Genomic DNA, 21,054 nt, shown 5'->3' with positions numbered 1-21,054 from the left:
GGCTCTGAACCCACGTGCGTATGGACAGCATCAGCCTCATCGGCCTGACCATCGGCATTGCCGCCATTCTTGTGGGGCAGATGCTCGAAGGGGGTCACATCAGCTCCCTGGTTCAACCCACGGCCTTCATGATCGTCATTGGCGGCACCCTGGGCGCCGTCATGCTGCAAAGTCCGTTGCGTGTGTTCAAGGACGGCATGCGCATGATCAAGTGGATTTTCGTTCCGCCCGAATCATCCCATCAGCAGCTGATCGAACAGATCGTCGGCTGGAGCAACGTGGCTCGCCGCGAAGGCCTGCTGGCGCTTGAAAACCAGATGGAACTGGTGGAAGACCCGTTTGCCAAGAAAGGCATCGAACTGCTCATCGACGGTATGGAGCCTGACCGTCTGCGGGAGGTGCTCGAGGTCGAAATCGATGCCTGGGAGTCGCGCATGAAGCTGGGCGCCCGCATCTGGGAAGCCGCGGGCGGCTACGCACCCACGATCGGCATTCTCGGGGCCGTGATGGGGCTCATCCATGTGATGGAAAATCTCTCCGACCCGGCCAAGCTCGGGTCGGGCATTGCGGTCGCGTTCGTGGCGACCATCTATGGTGTCGGATCTGCCAACCTGGTGTTTCTGCCGGCGGCCAAGAAGCTGTTGGCCCATGTCAGCACCCTGGTGTCGATGAAGGAGCTGTTTCTCGATGGACTGGTGGGAATTGCGAATGGCGACAATCCCCGCATTATCGAGCGGCGGCTCCAGGGTTACGACGTCTGAAGAGAAGCGCATGAGTTACAAACGACGGTCACACGACCGTCGTTTTTTATTGGTAGAATATTTCAATGATTATTGAAACGTTCACCACCGAAAGCGCAGTCCCCGCGCTCACTGCTCTGGCTCAGCCGACGCGTCTGGCGGTTTTTCGCCTGCTTGTGCGCCATGGGCGCGCGGGGCTGCTCGCTGGCGAGTTGGCCAGCCAGCTTGACGTTGCGCCCAACGCCTTGTCATTTCATCTCAAGTCCTTGGCTCAGGCGGGCCTGGTCTCCTCGGCGAACGAAGGTCGGCATGTGCGCTACGCGGCCAACGTGGACACCATGCAGCAACTCATCGAATTTCTCAGTGCCGAATGCTGTCAGGGCAATCCTCAAGCCTGCTTCGGCGAATCCACGATTTCCTCAAAGTGTTGATGTCCTCATGAACGTACTGATTCTGTGCACGGGTAATTCAGCCCGTTCCATTCTTGCCGAGGCGCTGCTCAATGCCATGGCGCAAGGCCGTATGCAGGCCTATAGCGCCGGTAGCGACCCTACCGGCAAGGTCAATCCGCTGGCGCTTGAAGTGCTCGCGATGGAGGGGATTCCCACCGATGGACTGTCGAGCAAGTCCTGGGACGCGTTTTCCGAGAGCGATGCGCCCGCCATGGATCTGATCATCACCGTGTGCAACAACGCCGCTGGCGAGGCCTGCCCGGTCTGGCCGGGCGCCCCCTTGAGAGCGCACTGGGGTTTGCCGGATCCGGCTGCGGTGCAAGGCGACGACGAGATACGGCTCAAGGCCTTTCTCGACACGGCCCAGGCGCTGCGCAAGCGGTTTGCACGCCTGCTGGGTCTGCCTGAGGATGTGATTGCCGACCGGGGCGCGCTGCAGCAGCAACTCGACAGTATCGGTCTGATGGAAGAGGGGGCCGTATGAGCGCGCAATGCGATGTGGTCGGTCGCCAGGCGGCCGGCGCTTCCATCGGCTTCTTCGAGCGCTACCTCACCGTGTGGGTCGCCCTGTGCATGGTTGCCGGAACCCTCCTTGGGCTGATGCTGCCCGGGCCCTTCGAGGCGCTGGGGCGTCTCGAGATCGCCCAGGTGAATCTGCCGGTCGGGTTGCTGATCTGGGTGATGATCATCCCGATGTTGATCAAGATCGACTTCGGCGCCCTGCACGAAGTGCGTCAGCATGCCTGCGGCATGGGGGTGACCCTGTTCGTCAATTGGGCGGTCAAGCCGTTTTCCATGGCGCTGTTCGGCTGGCTGTTCATTCGTCACGTGTTTGCGCCCTGGTTGCCCGCAGAGCAGCTCGACAGCTACATCGCCGGGCTGATTCTCCTGGGGGCTGCGCCCTGTACCGCCATGGTGTTCGTGTGGAGTAACCTGTGCCGGGGCAACGCCAACTTTACGCTCACCCAGGTGGCGCTCAACGATCTGGTGATGGTGTTTGCCTTTGCGCCGATTGTTGCGCTGCTGTTGGGCGTATCGGCCATTCCCGTGCCCTGGGATACCTTGCTGTTGTCCGTGGTCATGTACATCGTCATTCCGCTGGCCATCGCGCAGGCGATTCGTCACACGCTGCTCAAGAAAGGCGAAGCCAATCTGAAGGCCGCGCTTGACCGCTTTTCACCGTTTTCGCTGTTTGCGCTGCTCGCGACGCTGGTGTTGCTGTTCGCGTTCCAGGGCAAGGCGATCGTCGCGCAGCCGGTGGTGATTGCCATTCTGGCGGTGCCGATTCTCGCGCAGGTGTTATTCATCGCAGCACTGGGCTACTGGCTCAATCGCAAGCTGGGCGTGGCCCACGAGGTGGCCGGGCCATCGACCATGATCGGTGCTTCCAACTTCTTCGAGCTGGCTGTGGCGGCGGCCATCGTGCTGTATGGCTTCGAATCCGGGGCTGCGCTGGCCACGGTGGTGGGCGTGCTGATCGAAGTGCCGGTGATGCTGTGGTTGGTGCGCATGATCAACAACACCCGCAACTGGTATGAGCGCGGCGCTCACGCGGGCGCCTGAAAGGGAGTCGAATACCCTCAAGGCAGGGCAGCCGTTGCCGATAGGAATAGGGTAGGCCGCCACGAGGCGGCCAGACCCCGCCTGAGCAAGGACGCCCATTCATGGCACGACGCCGCAAGGAAGCCGAAGAACACGAGAACCACGAACGATGGCTGGTCTCGTACGCCGACTTCATTACCTTGCTGTTTGCCTTTTTCGTGGTCATGTATTCCCTCAGTTCCATCAATGAGGGCAAGTACCGCGTGCTGTCCGACTCCATCGTGCAGGCTTTCCGGAGCGTCAGCGTGAACGACAGCGGACGCCAGATGATCGTGCAGGATCTGCCGATGCCATCGAAAACGATGATCGGACCGAAGAAGACGGACGCCGAACGAAAAGCGGAAGCGGCCAAGAAGGCGGAGCGCGAAAAAGCCGCCCGGCGGGTGCGTGACATGGCGGACGAAATCCGCCGGGTGCTTCAGCCGCTGGCCGATGGCGGGCAGGTAAGCGTTACCGAAGGGGCCTTCGGCATCAAGGTGGAAATCAACGCCGAAGTGCTTTTTCAGCCCGGTGAGGCTGACCTGGGACAGACCGCCGTCGATGCCCTCGATGCCGTGGCACAGGTGCTGGCACCGGCAGAATTTCCGATCGTGATCGAAGGGCACACCGACAACGTGCCGATCAACACCTATCGCTTCCCGTCCAATTGGGAGCTGTCTGCCGTGCGGGCGTCGAGCGTGGTGCGCCTGTTCGTGGCCAACGGCGTCGAACCGGGGCGTCTGACCGCGGCGGGCTATGGTGATCAGCGGCCCGTGGCGAGCAATCTCTCAGCCGAAGGTCGTGCCCAGAACCGGCGCGTCACCCTGCTCATGGAGTCCACGCTCGTTGAAGAAGATGTGCCGGAACCCGTCCCCTTGCGGGAAGACGATGCTATCCAGAGCATTTTGCCGCCGGTCTCTGCCAATATGTCGAGCGGCATGATCGACCGTCAGGAAATGTAACTAAATTCGTAACTGCATTGATACGGATCAACGGGTCACTCAGCGAGGGGCCTATCATCCGCGCCACGTATTATTTCAATCGAGGTCGCGATGGAAGCCAATCTGTTTCAGTGGACTGACGGGTTCAGCGTCGGAGTCCAGGAAATCGACGAGCAGCACAAGGAGCTCGTCGATCTGCTCAATCAGCTGCATAGGGCAATCATGGAGCGCCATGGCTCCGAAGCCGCCCGTCGCATCCTCGACAATCTGGCCGAATACACGCGTACGCACTTTTCCGTCGAAGAGTCATTGATGCGGGTGTCGAACTACCCCGACTTCGAGCGCCACAAGCAGAACCATGAAGACCTGATTGGTCAGGTGACGGCCTTGCAGTCAAAGCTCGATACCGGTGAGGCCAAGATCACGTTCGAGTTGCTGCACTTTCTCAAGGTGTGGCTCACCAATCACATCAACGAAGCGGACAAGCGCTTCGGCAGCTTTTTTGCCAGTGTCGGCGGCTCGCAGCAATGGGCGCCCCATGTGCAGGACACCATGGAAAAGAAGAAGTGGTGGTGGAAGTTCTGGTGAGCGCCGGGCGCTGAATCAGCGCGGCGGGTCGACGCGATCTGCCGTTGAGGTGTTTACCCGGCACCAACCGGCAATGCTGAACCGATGACGCGCCGCAGGCAGCACCTCGTGGGGAAACTCCTCGCTCAGGAAGACTGCGAGGGTGCCCATGACCGGATCAACCTTGGCCAGGGGTTCCAGGCCATTTTCCGGATACAGCACCAACTGGCCGCCGTCCGCGTGCTGCCATCCGTCGTTCAGATAAAGCACGGTACTGAGAATACGGTTTGCTTCACCCCTGAACGCATCCACGTGGCGCTTGTAGAACGCCCCCGGCGCATAGTGGGCAAAATGGGCTTCGTAGGAAAACAGGCCGAGAAACAGCCGCCGGTTCAGGTAGTCGCGAAGTGCATCCACCCAGGCCAGCCACTGAGCCTCTGTCGGGTCGCTGCGTTCCAGCCAGTGGATTTCGTCGCGGCGGACGAACTCGTTCTTCATTTGCTCCTGAGCACGACCAATGCCGGCCGGCACGAAGTCGTCAGCACCCAGATGCTCGATTCGGGCACGTAGCGCCTGGAGCAAGTTCAGGTCGATCGCGTCCGGAACGAGGGCATAGCCGTCACGTGTCAGCGCCTCGGCAATACGCCGAAAAATGGCTTCCTGATCTGGCGGCTCCGTCGGGGGGCAGGCCCCCAGTGCCTCAGTCATGTTGCTTGCACCACGCAGTCACGCGGCAGGGTGTCATGATCGCGAATTGTCCTGCCGGCTCGACACCCGGGATGGGTGGTCCAACGAGGCGGCGCGCGATTGTAGCGCTTTGCAGTACGGGATGGAATGATTTGCTGCATGGCCCATGGGCATGATCTGATGTCGCGCTGGCATTCACTCGCGTCTGACCAGCCCAGAACACTACCGGAGTCGTCCCTTGAGCAAATCCCCCAAACACCCTGAACGTCATTTTGCCGATCGCATCGGCTGGTTGCGTGCCGCCGTGCTCGGGGCAAACGATGGCATCGTGTCCACGGCCAGTCTGCTGGTGGGTGTGGCGTCTTCGGGCGCCGCGTCCGGGCAGGTGCTGCTGGCCGGAGTCGCCGCGCTCGTGGCGGGCGCAATGTCGATGGCGGCGGGGGAGTATGTGTCGGTCAGCTCGCAGGCCGACACCGAAAAAGCGGATCTGGCTCGAGAACGGCAAGAGCTTGCGGCCAACCCCGAGTTCGAGCGACTGGAACTGGCACGGATCTATGAGGCGCGTGGCCTTGAGCCCGCACTGGCGCGGCAGGTGTCTGAGCAACTCATGGCCCACGATGCACTGGGCGCCCATGCACGCGATGAACTGGGCCTGACCGAAACGCATGCGGCGCGCCCCCTGCAGGCGGCGGGTGCCTCTGCCGCCACGTTTTCGATGGGGGCCGTATTTCCCTTGTTGCTGGCGTGGGCGGTGCCCCGCGACGCGCTGGTGCTGACCGTTGCCTGTGGCTCTCTGGTCAGCCTGGCCTTGCTGGGGGCGTTGGCCGCGCGTGCGGGTGGGGCCGGGCCGTGGACGGCCGCAGGTCGGGTCTGCTTCTGGGGGGCGGCTGCCATGGCGGCGACGGCAGCGGTGGGGGCGCTTTTCGGCACCAGCGTTGCCTGAACCATCAGAAAGCACAGGGGCGACCCGAAGATCGCCCCGCTTTTTACCGCGCCCCGGTGGGCTTGATCTTGTTGGGCAAGGCCATGCCCTTGCGTGCCCGGCGGTGGCGCCACAATTCGCGCTGGGATGGCTTGACCGGCACGACGGTCTCGCGACCCCCGCGACCACTGCCGATGATTTCCAGATCCGCTTCGTTCTCGGGAACGGCCACGGCCGCCAGGGTGGCGTCCTTGTCGAGGCCCATCACGATGATGCCGCGACCGCCATTCTGTTCCTTCATTTCGGTGATCGGGAACACCAGGACGCGGGCGTTATCGGAAACGGCACAGACCCAGTCACCCCGGACCGGGGTCGGACTCAGCACGACTTCGCCTTTCTCAAGACTCATGAACGCCTTGCCGGCGCGCTGGCGGGTCATGGCGTTGGCAATCTGGCAGATGAAGCCGTAGCCACCGGAGTTGGCGAACAGATATTTCGCGTCCGGGTGCGCTGATACCGCCTGGGCGAGCTTGGCGCCATCCTGGAACTCGATCAGCGTGCTCATGGGCGTGCCGTCGCCCCGGCCACCCGGCAGATCACTGACCTTGACGGTGTAGCCGCGCCCTTTGGTATCGACCACGATCAGCGGCCAGACGGTACGGGTTTCGATGAGCATGAAACCGCTGTCGCCGGCCTTGTAGTTCACACTCTCCGGATCGATGCCATGTCCCTGACGGGTGCGGACCCAGCCATTCTTCGAGATGATCACGGTGATCGGTTCGTCGGCCACCTTGATTTCAGCGGCGGCGACGGGCTCGACCGATTCGATCAGCGTGCGGCGGTCGTCGCCGTATTTCTTCGCGTCTTCGTTGATTTCCTTGAGGATCAGGCGCGTCATCGCGGCGCGGCTGTCGAGCAGGTGGTTGAGGCCGTCGCGCTCTTCACGCAGGGTGCCGAGTTCTTGCTCGATGCGGATGCCTTCCAGTCGTGCCAACTGACGCAGGCGGATCTCGAGGATGTCTTCTGCCTGCACTTCGGTGAGGTTGAAGTGCGACATCAGATCGGCTTTCGGGTCGTCCGCTTCGCGGATCACGCGGATCACTTCCTCGATGTTGAGGAAGGCGATCATGCGACCTTCGAGAATGTGGATGCGGCGCTCGACCTCGTCAAGGCGATGGCGGGTTCGGCGCTCGACGGTGACGTAACGGAAGTCCACCCACTCGCGCAGGATCTGCACCAGGTTCTTCTGTTGCGGGCGCCCGTCGCGGCCGATCATCGTCAGGTTGAGCGAGGTGCTGGTCTCAAGCCCGGTGTGGGCGAGCAGCACCGCCATGAACTCGTCCTTGCTCTGGCGGCTCGAGCGCGGCTCGAGCACAATGCGCACGGGCGCCTTGTCGGACGATTCGTCGCGCACCGTTTCAAGTACACCCAGCACCAGGGATTTGAGCTGTTTCTGCTCCTGCGAGACGTCTTTCTTGCCGGCGCGCGGCTGCGGGTTGGTGAGCGATTCGATCTCGGCCAGCACCTGGGCGGTGGATACGCCATGGGGCAGCTGATCGATGATGACGCGCCATTGTCCGCGGGCCAGCTCTTCAACATGCCAGCGAGCGCGCACCCGCAGGCTGCCGCGGCCGCTGGCATAGGCGTCGCGAATGGCCGAGGCGGGCGAGATGAGCTGGCCGCCACCCGGAAAATCCGGTCCGGGGAGTATGGCCATGACTTCGTCCAGCCCGGCGTCCGGATTCTTGATGAGCAGGCAGGCGGCTTCGGCCACCTCGCGCAGGTTGTGCGACGGGATTTCGGTCGCCATGCCCACCGCAATGCCCGAGGCGCCATTCATGAGCACCATGGGCAGGCGTGCCGGCAGCAGTGAGGGCTCTTCGAAGGCGCCGTCGTAGTTGGGCACGAAATCGACCGTGCCGCGATCGATCTCGGCCAGCAGCAGTTCGGCGATCGGGGTCAGGCGGCACTCGGTGTAGCGCATGGCCGCAGCGGAGTCGCCGTCGCGAGAGCCGAAGTTGCCCTGGCCATCGACCAGCGGGTAGCGCAGGGAGAAGTCCTGTGCCGTGCGCACCATGGCGTCGTAGACCGAGCTGTCGCCGTGCGGGTGGTATTTGCCGATGACATCACCGACCACGCGCGCGGACTTCACGTGCTTGGCGTCCGGACGCAGACGCATCTCGTTCATGGCGTAGAGAATGCGTCGCTGCACCGGCTTCATGCCGTCTTCGACCTGGGGCAGGGCGCGCGACTTCACCACACTCATGGCGTAGGCCAGATAGGCCCGCTCGGCGTAGCGATCCAGCGGCAGGGCGTCGCCGTCCATGGGCGGCTCTTCCGGCGGCGGAGGGGGCGGTGTCAGGTCCGCGCCCGCATCGGCGGTCGGGGCGTCGTCAAACAGATCGGGTGTGTCGTTGCTCATGCTCTGGGATGATGAAGATGTTCGTTGAGAGGCTTACCAGTCGAAGCTCTCGATGATGAGTTTGCCGTCTTCCTCGCGGATCACGCGCAGCTTGCCGTTGGCGGCATCGATGTGCCACTCGGCGCCGGCAGGCACGACGGTCAGCACGCTGCGGTTTTCGCCGTGCTTGTTGGCGACGTAGAGCGTAATGTTGTCCGTGTCTTCGTCCTTGACGCCGACCAGCAGCTTGTCGCGCGGCGTGCGCCCTTCCGGCAGGCCGGTGTTGTGCTTGAAGCGCCAGCCGCCTCCGATGCTGATGACGTCGATCTGACCGTCTGTGATGCCCGATTCGAACAGGATGTCGGTGATCTCGCCTTTGGGCGTTTCCTCGAAGAAGCGATTGGACGCCTCATTCTCCGGGTTGAAGATGAACAGATTGGTGATGATCGTGCGCGGCTTGTAGCTGCTCACCAGACCTTTGGGCATCTTGTCGGCCGTGATCGTGCGAAAGTACAGGCCGGTGGCGCCATCGTAGTGATCGATGATCCCGGCGCCGTAGCCCGCGGCCCAGGCGCCCGGGCTGGCGACACAGGCAGTGCCCAGCACCAGGGCCAGCAGTTGTCGTTGAATCGATCGGATCATGACGTGTTCCTCAGATATCGGCGTCGACCGTGTCGCCTTTCTCTTCCATCCAAGCGCGACGGCCCGAAGCCTCGCCCTTGCCCATGAGCAGGGTGAACATGCGGATCGTCTCTTCCAGCGCTTCGGGGCGCACCTGGACCGGTAGCACCCGGCGCGTGGCCGGGTCCATCGTGGTTTCACGCAGTTGCTCGGGGTTCATTTCGCCCAGACCCTTGAATCGGCCGATCTCTATGGCTTGCGGTTTCACGCCCTCGGCTTCGAGACGGTCGCGAATGGCCGCCAGTTCGCCTTCATCGAGCGCGTACAGGCGTCGAGCGGGGCGTTTCTTGCCCTGGGCCGGCACATCCACCCGGTACAGCGGTGGCTGCGCGATATAGATGTGGCCGTGCTCGATGAGCTTGGGAAAGTGGCGGAAGAACAGGGTCAGCAGCAGGGTCTGGATGTGCGAGCCATCCACGTCCGCGTCCGACATGATCACCACCTTGCCGTAGCGCAGGCCGGAGAGGTCCGGGGTTTCGTCAGCCGTGTGGGCTTCGACGCCCAGCGCGACAGCAATGTCGTGAATCTCGTTATTCGCGTAGAGGCGCCCGGCGTCGATCTCCCAGGAATTCTGCACCTTGCCGCGCAGCGGCAGGATCGCCTGGGTCTCTTTGTTGCGCGCCAGCTTGGCGCTGCCTCCGGCGGAGTCACCCTCGACCAGAAAGATTTCGTTGTCTGCGATGTCTTCGCTTTCGCAATCGGAGAGCTTGCCCGGTAGCACCGCGACGCCGGACGACTTCTTCTTCTCGACCTTCTTGGCATTCTTCTGGCGCGCGGTGGCGGCGCGAATCGCCAGTTCGGCGATCGCCTTGCCCGCATCCACATGATTGTTCAGCCAGATCTCGAACGGATCGCGCACCATGCCCGAAACCAGCTTCACGGCTTCGCGGGAATTGAGCTTTTCCTTCACCTGCCCCTGAAACTGCGGGTCGAGCAGGCGCGCCGACAGCACGAAGCTCATGCGGTTGCACACGTCGTCCTGCTGCAACTTGAGCCCGCGCGGGAGCAGGGCGTGGTGCTCGATGAAGCTCTTGACGGCCTCGAAGACGCCTGCGCGAAGCCCCGATTCGTGGGTACCGCCCGCGACCGTGGGAATCAGGTTCACATAGGACTCGCTCGGCGCGGCCGGGTCAAACCAGCCGAAGGCCCAGGCTGCGCCTTCGCCATTGGCAAAGGTCTCGTCGTCGGCGGCCGCATATTTTTCGCCGGTAAACAACGGCGCCACCGGTTCTGATTCGCCTGCCTGCTCACCCAGGTACTGAGACAGCCCGTCGGGATAGTGCCATTCTTTCTTGAGCAGACTGCCGTCGGCCTGTTCGACCTCGAGCCTGACTTCAACGCCCGGCAGGAGCACGGCCTTGGAGCGCAGCAGGCGCTCCAGTTCGTTCATGGGCGCGCGCGGCACGTCGAAATACTTCGGATCGGGCCACACCTTGACCGTGGTGCCGGTGTTGCGCTGGCCGCACTCGCCAATAACCTCGAGTGGCCCGATCTTCTCGCCGCCATCGGCAAAAACGATCTGGTGCACCTTGCCGTCGCGCTTTACCTCCACCTCGATACGGGTGGACAGGGCGTTGGTAACCGCCACGCCGACCCCGTGCAGACCGCCCGAGAATGCGTAGGCGGAATTGCCTTCCTTCTTGTTGAATTTGCCCCCCGCGTGCAGCCGGGTGTAGGCCAGTACCACGACCGGCACGCCTTCTTCCGGGTGCAGACCGACCGGAATGCCGCGGCCGTTATCTGCCACAGTGATCGCACCATCGCGATGCACAGTCACCGAGATCTTCTTGGCCTGACCGGCCAGGGCCTCGTCAGCCGCGTTGTCGATCACTTCCTGGATGATGTGGGCCGGCGAATCGGTGCGGGTGTACATGCCCGGCCGTTCGCGGACGGGTTCGAGTCCTTTCAGGACGCGGAATGAGGATTCGTCGTATGTCTTGTTGCTGGCCATGCGAGTGGAGGTATCCGGTCAATCGCGCTGGAAAAATGCGCCGGGCCAAAGCATAGCGGCTTTTGGGGTCTCTTTGGTGCCGGGCGCGTCGCGTCCCGGTCTCTTGGCGACTGTCTGCACGCATTGCGCGGCAGGTCGGGTGGCGTGATCTCGATGATCCTTAATCGGACATTCCGCCTGGCGTGTGACCGATTTTGCAGTTCGACATGATATGTCTTGACATAAGATGTCTGCCTGTCTACTCTGCCGAGTATGCCATTCAGTTTCGGATGGTTCCAAGAATATCCAAGGAGGGCAAATGGAGCAATTGCAAAAACAGCTACGCGGCATCGACGATGCGGTGTCTGCGGCCATGGGTGGTTTGTCCGTCCAGGTTCACCCGATTCCGGGTGACGTGGCCGTGTTGCAGGTGAGCATCGAAGGGCGCGACGAACTGCCGGTTTTCATCACCGGTTCTGAGTCTCAACTGCTGTGCATGAGCTTCCTGTGGGACGAACACGAGGTGCGTGACGACAAACGCGCGGAGTTGTTGCAAACCATGCTGGAGCTGAACCCGTCGGTGCCCTTGTCCTCGTTCGGCAAAGTGGGCAACCGATACGTCATGTTCGGTGCGCTGGGACCGAATTCCGGTCTTGCCGACATTGCCGCAGATGTCGCGGCCGTGAGCGACAACGCACTGGACGCGCTCGAAGCGCTGTCCGCCTATCTCAAATAAGAGGAGCAAAACATGTCTGTTATGAACAAGATCGTGACTCTCCTGCGTGGGTCGGTGCGCGAAATCGGCGAGAGCATTGTCGATGGCAACGCAAGCCGGATCTACGAACAGGAGATCGTCGACGGCAAGCAGAGCATCGATCAGGCGAAGAAGGATCTGGCCGGCGTGATCGCCAAGGAAATGCAGACGGCGCGTGAAATCGAGCGTTTGCGTGGTGAAGCAGCCCGTTACGAAAGCATCGCGGTCGAGGCGCTGAACAAGCGTGAAGAAACCCTGGCCGAGGAAGTTGCCGAGCGTGTTGCCGAGCTTGAAGTGGAGCTGGATACGCAGACCCGGGCGCATGCGACCTATGCGCTGCAGGTTCAGCAACTCAAGGATCTGATCAAGAGTGCTGAGAGCAAGATCCGCGACCACGAGCGCGAGATCGCCGCAGTGCGGACAACCGAAAGCGTTTACCGCGCAAGCCAGTCGATCTCGGACAACATCGTCAGCTCCGGTTCCAAGCTCACCTCAGCCAGAGAGTCGCTCGAACGCATCAAGAAGCGTCACGAGGACTTTGCCGATCGCCTGGCCGCCGCCGAGCAGATCGATGCCGACATGGGCAAGGCGTCGCTCGATCAGAAGCTCAGTGCCGCGGGCATTGGAGAAAACGCTGATCGCAAACGACAGGTCCTGGCCCGGATCAAGGCGCGTCAGGGTACTGGCAAGAGCGACTGAGATGAGCGCCAGCAAACCGGACCGCTGGAAAACCTCGGACCGCGCGATACGCGCGGTCCAGGTGGCCTTCGATGTCGAAGATGCGGTGCTGGAGGCGGTTCGGCGGGCCGCCTTCGAAACGAATCGATCAACCTCCGACCAGATTCGACATCTGCTCGGCCTGCCCGTATCGGGGCGACCGAAACGACCACGGCTCACCGTGTCGTTGACGCCGGACGATTACGAGACCCTGGCGAGGCGGTACGGGCTCGACCCTTCGGATCGCCTGGGGATCAAGGAAAAGGTCACGCGCGAGCTGATCGACTTTGCCGGACAGTAACAGATTAATGCTATTGTCCTGCGCGCATGAAATATTCATATGGAGGGCGAGATGCTCGGCTTCTTCGATGCGGCGACGGGGTTCCCGACAGCGGTACTGACCGTTGCTCTTTGCGTGGTCCTTTTCTACTGGTTGCTCGGCGCAATCGGGCTGGTCGATATCGAAGACGGCATTCTGGGCCTCGATCTTGATCTGGACGCCGACGGGCTGGACGCCGGCTCGGTCGGCGCATACATGGTCGCATTCGGACTGGGTGGGGTTCCGTTTTCGGTCGTCATCACCCTCATCGTCCTGTTGGCCTGGATGGTGTGTTGCCTGGCTGCCATGTGGATTCTTCCGATCGTTCCGCTCGCGCCACTTTCATGGCTTGCCGGTGCTCTCGCGCTGGTGGCGTCGGTTGTGGTGGCCATTCCCGCCACTGCGGTGGCGATCCGTCCGCTCAGGGGACTGTTTGTCACGCACAGTGCCCGCTCGAACGAGAGCTTTGTCGGCGAGACCTGCCGCATTCTCAGTCGCTCCGTCGAACGGAATTTCGGTCGAGCCGAAGTCGAGACCGGTGGCGCGAGTCTGAACATCAAGGTCTGGGCCGAAGAGCCCAACACGCTGGTTCGGGGCAGCGTTGCACGAATCATGGAATACGACCCGGGCAAGGGTGGCTACCTCGTCATCGAGGAAGCTGCGGTCGCGGGCGAAGAATAATCAAATCGCTGCCGGCAGTGCTGGCACTTATCTAAAGGGGAATTCATGGAGCCCATCCTTTTTGCAGTCGGCATCCTTGCCGTACTGCTACTGATTCTGTTTGCCGCATTTGCCAAGTTCTACCGAAAGGTCGAACAAGGCTACGCGATGATCGTCAACACCTTGCGGTCCGAGCCCGAGGTGACCTTCACGGGCAGGATGGTCTATCCGATCATCCACAAGGCCGAGCTCATGGACATTGCGGTCAAGACGATCGAGATCGACCGCACCGGCAACGAAGGTCTGATTTGTCGCGACAACATCCGGGCAGACATCAAGGTCAAGTTCTTCGTCAAGGTCAACAAGACCGCCGAGGATGTGTTGAAGGTTGCCCAGGCCATCGGTTGTGACCGGGCGTCGAATCACGAGACGCTCGAAGAGCTGTTTTCCGCGAAGTTTTCCGAGGCACTGAAAACCGTCGGCAAGTCGATGGACTTCGTCGAGCTGTACCAGGCGCGTGACCGGTTTCGCGATGAGATCATCCGCCAGATTGGTGACGACCTCTCGGGCTACGCGCTCGAAGACGCGGCCATCGATTTTCTCGAGCAGACACCGCTGTCGAAACTCGACCCGAACAACATTCTTGACGCTCAGGGCATCAAGAAAATTACCGAGCTGACCGCTGTCGAGCACGTCTTCACCAACAACCTGCGTCGCGATGAAGAGATGCAGATCAAGAAGAAGGACGTCGAGACCAAGGAAGCCATGCTGGAGCTGGAGCGCCAGCAGGCCGATGCTGAAGCTCGCCAGTTGCGTGAAGTGGCTTCGGTCCGTGCGCGTGAGCAGGCCGAGACCGCACGCATTGAGGCCGAAGAGGGCGCCCGGGCCGAACTGGCACGCCTGGATGCCGATCAGGCCATTGCCGTGCAGACCGAAAACACGCAGCGCGAGAAGGAAGTGGCCGAGAAGAACCGCCAGCGTGCCATCGCCATCGAGGAAGAAAAAGTCACTCGTGCCCGCGATCTCGAGATCGTCGATCGTGAGAAGGAAGTCACCCTGCAGCGGATCGAGAAGGACAAGGCGGTCGAACTGCAGAAGAAGCACATCGCCGACGTGATTCGCGAGCGCATCGTCGTCGAGCGCACGGTGGCCGAACAAGAAGAAGCCATCAAGGAGTTGCGCGTTGTCGCCGAGGCTGAGCGCACCCGCAAGTCGACCGTCGTATTGGCCGAAGGTCAGGCGGAAGAAAAACTCGTGATCGAAGTGAAAGCCGCCGAAGCACAGGAGAGGCGCGCGCAACACCGTGCCGCCGAAGAACTGACACTGGCCGAAGCGCGCCTGAAAGTGGCTGAGCGCGAGGCCGATGCGAAGAAGCGTGAAGCTGAGGGTATCGAGGCGCTGGAGGCCGCACCGGGTCTGGCCTCTGCCAAGGTGATGCTTGTGAATGCGGATGCCAGCGAGAAACAGGGCCTTGCAGATGCCAAGGTCAAGATCGCAGAGGCCGAAGCGGTCGAGAAGTACGGTTTGGCCGAGGCCGAGGCGCTGCGAGCCCGACTCGAAGCGGAAGCGGGTGGCAAGGAGAAACTCGGCCTGGCCGATGTCACGGTTCGCACGGCAGACGCCGAGGCGATTGTCCAGTCGGGCATGGCCGAAGCGAAAGTGGTCGAGGCGCGCTTTGCGGCCGAAGCCAATGGCCTGCGCGAAAAGTTTGCAGCCATGTCTTCGATGACCGAAGCGACCCGTGCGCACGAAGAATTCCGCATGCGCCTGGACAAGTCTCATGTCGAGACCCTCAAGGCCATCGACGCCCAGACCGGCATTGCCCGCGAACAGGCCGAAGTGCTGTCCAAAGCGCTGGGCAATGCGAAGATCGACATCGTCGGCGGCGAGGGTGCTTACTTCGAGCGCTTCGTCAATGCGCTGTCCGTCGGCAAGGGAATCGACGGTGCCATCCAGAAGAGCGATACGCTGCAGGTGGCGTTCAAGGACCACCTCTCGGGTGATCGCAACGTGGTCTCCGACGTGAAGGATCTGGTCGGGGCGTTGGGACAGTCTTCCGGGGAACTGCAGAACCTGAGCGTGTCGGCCTTGCTGGCCAAGATTGCGCGAGATGGCTCGCCAGAGCAGAAAAGTGCGTTGGCAAACCTGATCTCAAGCTTCAAGACCGACTCGCGTTGATGCACCGGGCACGGGTGGCCTGAGGAGCCGAAGACGGCTTCGCGGGCCAACCGTGCCGCAGCAAAGTCGGTCGCCGGATTGCATTGGTCGTGCCGTCCGCATGTGAGGCAAACCGCCTGTCTTCGGGGTTGCCGGGCGCGCCAATGCCTTGCGAAGACATCGCGGTGATTTGCCGGCACTGACCCATCGATTGACCCAAATTCAGACGGACATTTTCCTGCCAATGGCTGATACAGAACCGAAACCGGGCCAGGAGGCCGATGAGTCAGCAGCGCTGGTGACCGATAGTACGAGTTACGAACTGCTGAAGAAGCGCCTCGTCTCCGAAGCCGAGGCGCTCGACCAGAAAACCAAAGCGCTGAACGACGCTCGCATTCGTGCCTTTGGTCGTTCGGAAATGAGTCTGCTGACACGACTCAGTGCGCGCACCGAGAACAACTGCCTCGCGCGCGATATCGTCCGGGTCGGTGACTATCTGCTCTTCGGCTACAACGTGTTCATCGGATTGCGCCAGGAAATCCGGGTTGAAGATGTCTTTTCGCTTTTCAAGCTGACCGGCGAAAGCACATCCACCGAGCTCGAACCACAGTCCATGGAGGGCAGCTTCCTCGCTGAAGGGCGCTTCGTGGCAGACTTTCGCGAGCTTTACACCTATTACAAGCAAGCGACGCTCGTTCAGCTGCGGGTGGTCGGCGAAACCTTGCTGGCCGCCTTCCAGATCGGCCAGAAGCTCCAGGATGTCCGCGTTTTTCGCTGGCGGGTGGAGCGCGATGGTTCGGTGCGGTACATCGATAATCGTGGTGAGCGCGACATTGCGCTGCCGGCATCGCATGACTTCGAGTGGACGACGGTCACACGGGCCGACCACGTCGGGGGCAAGCATCCCCATGTCAACGTGCTGGACACCGTCTTCATCGAGACCATCGGTGGCGATCTGACCGTCAAGGTCGAAAACAACACCGAGACAGGGCTCGGCATTTATTCTGAGCCCGTCGAAGACCAGAACCAGTCGCTCGCCGATGCCGAGTTCGCCTATGCCCGGCTGGGCTCGGTGATCCTGCTCAAGGTGCGTCCCTATCGGGAAAAGGAAGAGCGCTTTCTCGTTTTCAACAGCATCACGCGCAAGATCGCCCGCATCGATTCCATCGGGCAATCCTGCGTCCAGTTGCCCGAAGACCACGGCATCATCTTTCCCGGCGGGTACTACCTGCAGTCAGGGGAGTTCAAGCGCTTCGAGCTGCCCGCCGATCTGGCGGAAAGCCTTCGATTCAAACGCATGCTCAAGTCGCCCAACGGGGAGGACGTGCTCTTCGTCTTCTATCAGCCCGGCGGCGGTCGATATGTGCTGTTCTCATACAACCTGATCGACAAGCGGCTGGCTGCGCCGATCGTGTCGAACGGCTATGCGCGGTTTGACGACGGACGCATGCTCGTCATGCAGGCAGAAGGTGACGATGCCCGCCGGCAGCACCAGATGCAGCTGTGGCAAACGCCTTTTCAGAGCGAAGAACATGTCTCTCAGACCGCGGCGCCGGCCGATTTCTACGGTCGCATAGGCAATGCTGCGCTGGTGCGTGGTGTATCCGAGCTGCACGCCATTGCCCGTGCGGCGCGCGGTGAGCTGAAGACGCGCGCCGCCTTCGATGCGCTCATTCGCCAGGGCGCACGCTGTGTCGATGCGCATTTCTGGTTGTCGGATGCCGACGCAGGTGGTCTGGGTGCCGCCTTGCAGGCCTTGATCAAGTCCGCTCGAACGACTGTGGATGAATTCGACAAGGTCGAAGCCATTCGGCGCGATTCGACCCAGGCACTGGAGCAGGCGGAACGCAAACAGAAGGAGATGTTCTCCGCGATCGGTGCCATGTTGTGGAAGTCGCCGACGGACTTTGTCGAGGCACTCGACGGCCTGCGTGAGCAACGAGGTCATCTGCATGGTTTGAGAGAACTGCGCTACGTCGATCTGGCGCGTATCGATGCCATGGATGCCGCTGTGGCCGAAGAAGATGCCCGGGTCAGCGAGCGCGCGGTGTCGTTCCTCGCCGATGAGCATGCCTTCGATGCGCAGCTCAAGGCGCTCAAGGACATCGAAGTGCGCTTGCCTGGCTGCGAGACCGCCGAAGCCATCGTTCAAGAACTCGACGCCCTTGATTCGCTCGCGGCCGGTCTCGATCTGCTCACAGAGCATCTGGCCGGCTTGGGCGATGGGGATGCGGTGGTTCGCACCCAGATCATGGAGCGGATCTCCGGAGTCTATGCCTATCTCAACAAGGTTCGGGCGCAGGCGAGGAATCTCAAGGCGTCTCTGGGCGTCAATGAAGCCAGGGCCGAATTCGGGGCCCAGTTCAAGCTGTTCGGCCAGGCGATCGAAAATGCACTCGAGTTGTCGGACACCCCCGAGAAGTGCGATGACGCACTGACGCGCTTGCTCTCCCAGCTCGAGGAGATCGAAGGGCGCTTCTCGGAACATGATCAGTTTCTCGCCGACATCGCAGAGAAGCGGGAGGCCCTGTACGAGGCCATGTCGGCGCGACGTCAAAGCCTGGAGGAAGCCCGGCAGCGTCGCAGCCAGGCCCTTGCGGAGGCTGCCGAGCGCATTCTGAGCGGTATTCCGCGCCGTGTGTCGCAGATCAAGGATATCGACGCCGTTCACGCCTACTTTGCCGCAGACGCGCTGATCACCAAGCTTCGCCAGCAGATTGAATCGGTGCGCGAACTCGGGGCGTCGGTGTTGGCGGGGGATCTTGAAACGCGGCTGAAGACGGCACGGGATCAGGCCGTTCGAGCGGTCAGGGACAAGCAGGATCTTCTTGCCGATGATGGAAACGCGCTGCGGTTCGGCCAACACCTGTTCACCATTAACAAGCAACCGCTTGATCTCACCCTCGTGCCGCGCTCGGGCGCGATGCACTTTCACCTGAACGGGACGGATTACTTCGATCCCATTCGGGACGAGCGTCTCGACGCGCTATCGTCCTACCTCGATCAGGCCCTGGTGTCGGAGACAAACGCGCTGTACCGCGCCGAGTATCTGGCCGGTCTGTTCGTCAGCGCATCCCTTGAAGGCGAAGGGGACATCGATTTTGATGCCCTGCACAAGCTGTGTCTTGAGGGTGAGACGGGGGCGCAGAGTGTCGAGAAACTCATTCGACAGTTCGCCACCTCGCGCTATCAGGAGGGCTATCAGAAAGGGGTGCATGATCACGACGCCCTGATGCTGGTGAAGGCGCTCGTGCCGATGCAGGCCGAGGCCGGGCTGCTGGCCCATCCGCCCGTCGCGCGTGCGCTGGCGCTGCTCTACTGGCAGGTGGGATGTCGTGACGAAGAGCGGCGGGCATGGCTGCGTGGAGCGCGCACGGCCCATGGTATCCGCAACTGTTTTGGTGCTTCGGGCATGCAGCGGGCGTTCGAGCACGAGCTGACCGCCGCCCTGGCGCAGTTCGGACCTCGTTTCGGATTCGAGGTGGACGCCTCGTCGCTGGCCGGCGAAGCCGCCCGTTATCTGCTGAACCAGCTTGTTGTGCCAAGAGGCGGTGACGTCTGGGTCATCTCGGGCGCCGGCATGGACATCGCCGCGGCCCTGGAGCGACAACTCGATCAGGGTGGCCGGCTGGTGCAGTGGAAGCAGGATATCGATGCCGCGGCTTCCGAAGAGCGCTGGCGCATGGTGCGGCAGTGGTGCGAGGCCTACGCCGCGAGCGAGAGCGCAAGCGATGCGGGGGACTCCGCCTGGGCGCTCGACGCCGCCACTGCACTCATGTTCGACGTCGAACGCGAACGCCGCAATGTGCATCTGGACATGCAGGTTTCCGGCCTGCTCGGCGAGCACGAGCGCATCCATCAGGGCGCACTGGCGCTGAATCTCAATGATTTCTGGATGCGTTTCAGTGCGCACAAGGCGATCGTTGTCCCGGCGTTCGAGGCGCTCCAGCGCTTGCGTATGCAGTTGGTGGAGGAGGAGCGCGCGCGTCTGCGCCTGGATCAGTTCAAGGCCAAGCCCTTGTCGTCCTTCGTGCGCAATCAGTTGTTGGACAAAGTCTACCTGCCCATCATCGGCGACAACCTGGCCAAGCAGATCGGCGCCGCCGGCGACGCGAATCGAAGTGATCGCATGGGCATGCTGCTGCTGATCTCACCACCGGGTTACGGCAAGACGACGCTGATGGAATATGTGGCCGATCGGCTCGGTCTGATCTTCGTGCGCATCAACTGCCCGGCGCTGGGCCATGACATCACGTCCATCGACCCGGCGACGGCACGCAGCACGGGTGCCCGCCAGGAGCTGGAAAAACTCAATCTGGGTCTGGCCATGGGCAATAACGTCATGCTGTACCTGGATGATATCCAGCACACGCATCCGGAGTTCCTGCAGAAGTTCATTGCACTGGCCGATGGCACCCGACGCATCGAAGCGGTTCGCAACGGTGAGCCCTTCACCTGCGATCTTCGCGGCAAGCGCTTTGCCATCGTGATGGCGGGCAACCCGTACACCGAATCGGGTGATGTCTTCAAGATTCCAGACATGCTCGCCAACCGGGCGGACATCTACAACCTGGGCGATGTGCTCTCCGGCAACGAGCGCCTGTTCGCCATGTCGTATCTGGAGAATGCACTGACCGCCAATCCCTTGCTTCAGCCGCTGGCCTCGCGCGATCCGGAGGACGTGCAGCGTCTGCTCAGAATGGCCGAGGGCGAAGAGGTGCCTTCGAGCGAGTTTTCCCATGCCTACAGCGGGATCGAACTCAACGAACTGGTCGAAGTCTTCAAGCGCATGGGCAAGGTGCGTTCGCTGTTGCTCAAGGTCAATCTGGCTTATATCGAATCGGCGGCCCAGAAGGATGAATACCGCACTGAACCGCCGTTCAAGCTACAGGGCAGCTACCGCAACATGGCCAAGCTGGCGGCAAAGATCACGCCGCTGATGAGCGACGAAGAACTGGATCTGGCGCTACGCGATCACTATCGTGGCGAAGCGCAGACGCTCACCACAGGCGCAGAAGAAAACCTGCTCAAGCTCGCGCACATGATCGGCGACGCGACACCCGAAGAGCAGGCGCGCTGGACGGACATCCGCGAGGCCTTCGTGCGTCGCCGCAAGATGGGTGGCGACGATGCCGACGGGACGACCCGCATCGCCAATACCGTGCTTGATGTCGCTCGCGCCATCGAGACGCTCCGGCCGAATGGAGACGCGGAATCTGCCGTCAAAGAGGGATTCGCAAGGATCGACGCCGCACTGTCACGCCTGAAGCCGGAGGTCAGCGTTCAGGCCGCGCCTGTGGATCTGGGCGGCATCGGATCAGCGCTCGAGCAGATGCATGCTTCTTACGAGAAGGTGTTGTTGCCACTGGTGAACGCCACCTACCTCAAGATGAAGCTCGACCACAGCCTCTGGGACGAAGTGAAAAGCATCGCGACTCTGGTGCAACGCATGGAAAACAACGTGGTTGAGTCTGCGCCGAAGTCGCAGCAGCCAAAGCCACGGCGCACTCAGCGCAAGGCGGATGATTCCAGGCCCGAGTGAGGG

17 protein-coding genes are annotated in these 21,054 nt (G+C 61.8%); 13 read left to right on the top strand and 4 right to left on the bottom strand.

Translation table 11 applies throughout. The annotated features are described in order from the left end of the window. Nucleotides 1-20: 20 nt before the first annotated feature. The 6 genes from J0W34_RS13655 to J0W34_RS13630 all read left to right on the top strand — a co-directional run bounded on the left by J0W34_RS13655 (nucleotide 21) and on the right by J0W34_RS13630 (nucleotide 4,302). Nucleotides 21-761 carry a flagellar motor protein gene (locus J0W34_RS13655; RefSeq protein ID WP_227817471.1) on the top strand — a complete coding sequence of 247 codons (741 nt, stop codon included), beginning with the start codon at nucleotides 21-23 and terminating at the stop codon, nucleotides 759-761. 65 nt (nucleotides 762-826) lie between these two features. Further along, the gene (locus J0W34_RS13650) at nucleotides 827-1,171 is read left to right on the top strand and encodes an ArsR/SmtB family transcription factor (RefSeq protein ID WP_227817462.1); all 345 of its coding nucleotides are present in this window, start codon (nucleotides 827-829) and stop codon (nucleotides 1,169-1,171) included. 7 nt (nucleotides 1,172-1,178) lie between these two features. Then, entirely contained in the window at nucleotides 1,179-1,676 is a 498-nt protein-coding gene (locus J0W34_RS13645; protein WP_227817461.1) for an arsenate reductase ArsC, read from the top strand. After that, nucleotides 1,673-2,755 carry an ACR3 family arsenite efflux transporter gene (arsB, locus tag J0W34_RS13640; protein ID WP_230969140.1) on the top strand — a complete coding sequence of 361 codons (1,083 nt, stop codon included), beginning with the start codon at nucleotides 1,673-1,675 and terminating at the stop codon, nucleotides 2,753-2,755. The genes J0W34_RS13645 and arsB overlap by 4 nt, the downstream gene beginning before the upstream one ends. 101 nt (nucleotides 2,756-2,856) lie before the next feature. After that, nucleotides 2,857-3,735: a flagellar motor protein MotD gene (gene motD, locus J0W34_RS13635; RefSeq protein WP_230969139.1), complete on the top strand. Its 879-nt coding sequence runs from the start codon at nucleotides 2,857-2,859 to the stop codon at nucleotides 3,733-3,735. 90 nt (nucleotides 3,736-3,825) lie between these two features. Then, nucleotides 3,826-4,302 (top strand): bacteriohemerythrin, encoded by a 477-nt coding sequence (locus tag J0W34_RS13630; RefSeq protein WP_227817458.1) that lies wholly within the window; start codon nucleotides 3,826-3,828, stop codon nucleotides 4,300-4,302. A gap of 15 nt (nucleotides 4,303-4,317) precedes the next feature. Here the strand turns inward: J0W34_RS13630 and J0W34_RS13625 are convergent, their stop codons facing one another. Continuing rightward, a complete protein-coding gene (locus J0W34_RS13625; protein ID WP_230969138.1) occupies nucleotides 4,318-4,989 on the bottom strand; it encodes a 2OG-Fe(II) oxygenase in 672 nt (223 codons plus the stop codon). Between the two features lie 217 nt (nucleotides 4,990-5,206). Here J0W34_RS13625 and J0W34_RS13620 point away from each other — a divergent pair, with 217 nt between their 5' ends. After that, nucleotides 5,207-5,911, top strand: a complete 705-nt coding sequence (locus tag J0W34_RS13620; RefSeq protein ID WP_230969137.1) for a VIT1/CCC1 transporter family protein — start codon at nucleotides 5,207-5,209, stop codon at nucleotides 5,909-5,911. A 43-nt stretch (nucleotides 5,912-5,954) separates the two neighbouring features. On the opposite strand, the gene parC is transcribed toward J0W34_RS13620, so the two are convergent. Genes parC through J0W34_RS13605 form a run of 3 tightly spaced genes read right to left on the bottom strand, consistent with a single transcriptional unit; the run spans nucleotide 5,955 to nucleotide 10,923 of the window. After that, on the bottom strand, nucleotides 5,955-8,312 hold the full coding sequence (parC, locus tag J0W34_RS13615) for a DNA topoisomerase IV subunit A (protein ID WP_230969136.1): 2,358 nt from the start codon (nucleotides 8,310-8,312) through the stop codon (nucleotides 5,955-5,957). A 33-nt stretch (nucleotides 8,313-8,345) separates the two neighbouring features. Beyond that, a complete protein-coding gene (locus J0W34_RS13610; RefSeq protein WP_230969135.1) occupies nucleotides 8,346-8,933 on the bottom strand; it encodes a hypothetical protein in 588 nt (195 codons plus the stop codon). A gap of 10 nt (nucleotides 8,934-8,943) precedes the next feature. After that, nucleotides 8,944-10,923 carry a DNA topoisomerase IV subunit B gene (locus J0W34_RS13605; RefSeq protein WP_230969134.1) on the bottom strand — a complete coding sequence of 660 codons (1,980 nt, stop codon included), beginning with the start codon at nucleotides 10,921-10,923 and terminating at the stop codon, nucleotides 8,944-8,946. A 298-nt stretch (nucleotides 10,924-11,221) separates the two neighbouring features. Here J0W34_RS13605 and J0W34_RS13600 point away from each other — a divergent pair, with 298 nt between their 5' ends. The 6 genes from J0W34_RS13600 to J0W34_RS13575 all read left to right on the top strand — a co-directional run bounded on the left by J0W34_RS13600 (nucleotide 11,222) and on the right by J0W34_RS13575 (nucleotide 21,051). Next, a complete protein-coding gene (locus J0W34_RS13600) occupies nucleotides 11,222-11,638 on the top strand; it encodes a YjfI family protein (RefSeq protein WP_227817452.1) in 417 nt (138 codons plus the stop codon). A 12-nt stretch (nucleotides 11,639-11,650) separates the two neighbouring features. Beyond that, on the top strand, nucleotides 11,651-12,355 hold the full coding sequence (locus J0W34_RS13595; RefSeq protein WP_227817451.1) for a PspA/IM30 family protein: 705 nt from the start codon (nucleotides 11,651-11,653) through the stop codon (nucleotides 12,353-12,355). A 1-nt stretch (nucleotide 12,356) separates the two neighbouring features. Further along, nucleotides 12,357-12,674 (top strand): hypothetical protein, encoded by a 318-nt coding sequence (locus J0W34_RS13590; RefSeq protein ID WP_227817450.1) that lies wholly within the window; start codon nucleotides 12,357-12,359, stop codon nucleotides 12,672-12,674. A 51-nt stretch (nucleotides 12,675-12,725) separates the two neighbouring features. Further along, nucleotides 12,726-13,373, top strand: a complete 648-nt coding sequence (locus tag J0W34_RS13585) for a hypothetical protein (protein ID WP_227817449.1) — start codon at nucleotides 12,726-12,728, stop codon at nucleotides 13,371-13,373. A gap of 45 nt (nucleotides 13,374-13,418) precedes the next feature. After that, nucleotides 13,419-15,530, top strand: coding sequence for a flotillin family protein (locus J0W34_RS13580; protein ID WP_230969133.1), 2,112 nt, complete (start codon nucleotides 13,419-13,421; stop codon nucleotides 15,528-15,530). A gap of 223 nt (nucleotides 15,531-15,753) precedes the next feature. Continuing rightward, on the top strand, nucleotides 15,754-21,051 hold the full coding sequence (locus J0W34_RS13575; RefSeq protein WP_230969132.1) for a DNA repair ATPase: 5,298 nt from the start codon (nucleotides 15,754-15,756) through the stop codon (nucleotides 21,049-21,051). The last annotated feature ends 3 nt before the right edge of the window (nucleotides 21,052-21,054 follow it).

It is taken from the genome of Nitrogeniibacter aestuarii, from assembly GCF_017309585.1.
In the GTDB taxonomy this organism is placed as follows: Bacteria; Pseudomonadota; Gammaproteobacteria; order Burkholderiales; family Rhodocyclaceae; genus Nitrogeniibacter; species Nitrogeniibacter aestuarii.
Note: the sequence above shows the minus strand (reverse complement) of the source record. Positions and strands in the feature narration are given on the sequence as shown.

What these genes read in the sequence shown, in the direction of transcription:
- J0W34_RS13655 (WP_227817471.1), top strand. Translation starts at nt 21, where the DNA reads ATGGACAGCATCAGCCTCATCGGCCTGACCATCGGCATTGCCGCCATT.
- J0W34_RS13650 (WP_227817462.1), top strand. Translation starts at nt 827, where the DNA reads ATGATTATTGAAACGTTCACCACCGAAAGCGCAGTCCCCGCGCTCACT.
- J0W34_RS13645 (WP_227817461.1), top strand. Translation starts at nt 1,179, where the DNA reads ATGAACGTACTGATTCTGTGCACGGGTAATTCAGCCCGTTCCATTCTT.
- arsB (WP_230969140.1), top strand. Translation starts at nt 1,673, where the DNA reads ATGAGCGCGCAATGCGATGTGGTCGGTCGCCAGGCGGCCGGCGCTTCC.
- motD (WP_230969139.1), top strand. Translation starts at nt 2,857, where the DNA reads ATGGCACGACGCCGCAAGGAAGCCGAAGAACACGAGAACCACGAACGA.
- J0W34_RS13630 (WP_227817458.1), top strand. Translation starts at nt 3,826, where the DNA reads ATGGAAGCCAATCTGTTTCAGTGGACTGACGGGTTCAGCGTCGGAGTC.
- J0W34_RS13625 (WP_230969138.1), bottom strand. Translation starts at nt 4,989, where the DNA reads ATGACTGAGGCACTGGGGGCCTGCCCCCCGACGGAGCCGCCAGATCAG.
- parC (WP_230969136.1), bottom strand. Translation starts at nt 8,312, where the DNA reads ATGAGCAACGACACACCCGATCTGTTTGACGACGCCCCGACCGCCGAT.
- J0W34_RS13610 (WP_230969135.1), bottom strand. Translation starts at nt 8,933, where the DNA reads ATGATCCGATCGATTCAACGACAACTGCTGGCCCTGGTGCTGGGCACT.
- J0W34_RS13605 (WP_230969134.1), bottom strand. Translation starts at nt 10,923, where the DNA reads ATGGCCAGCAACAAGACATACGACGAATCCTCATTCCGCGTCCTGAAA.
- J0W34_RS13600 (WP_227817452.1), top strand. Translation starts at nt 11,222, where the DNA reads ATGGAGCAATTGCAAAAACAGCTACGCGGCATCGACGATGCGGTGTCT.
- J0W34_RS13595 (WP_227817451.1), top strand. Translation starts at nt 11,651, where the DNA reads ATGTCTGTTATGAACAAGATCGTGACTCTCCTGCGTGGGTCGGTGCGC.
- J0W34_RS13590 (WP_227817450.1), top strand. Translation starts at nt 12,357, where the DNA reads ATGAGCGCCAGCAAACCGGACCGCTGGAAAACCTCGGACCGCGCGATA.
- J0W34_RS13585 (WP_227817449.1), top strand. Translation starts at nt 12,726, where the DNA reads ATGCTCGGCTTCTTCGATGCGGCGACGGGGTTCCCGACAGCGGTACTG.
- J0W34_RS13580 (WP_230969133.1), top strand. Translation starts at nt 13,419, where the DNA reads ATGGAGCCCATCCTTTTTGCAGTCGGCATCCTTGCCGTACTGCTACTG.
- J0W34_RS13575 (WP_230969132.1), top strand. Translation starts at nt 15,754, where the DNA reads ATGGCTGATACAGAACCGAAACCGGGCCAGGAGGCCGATGAGTCAGCA.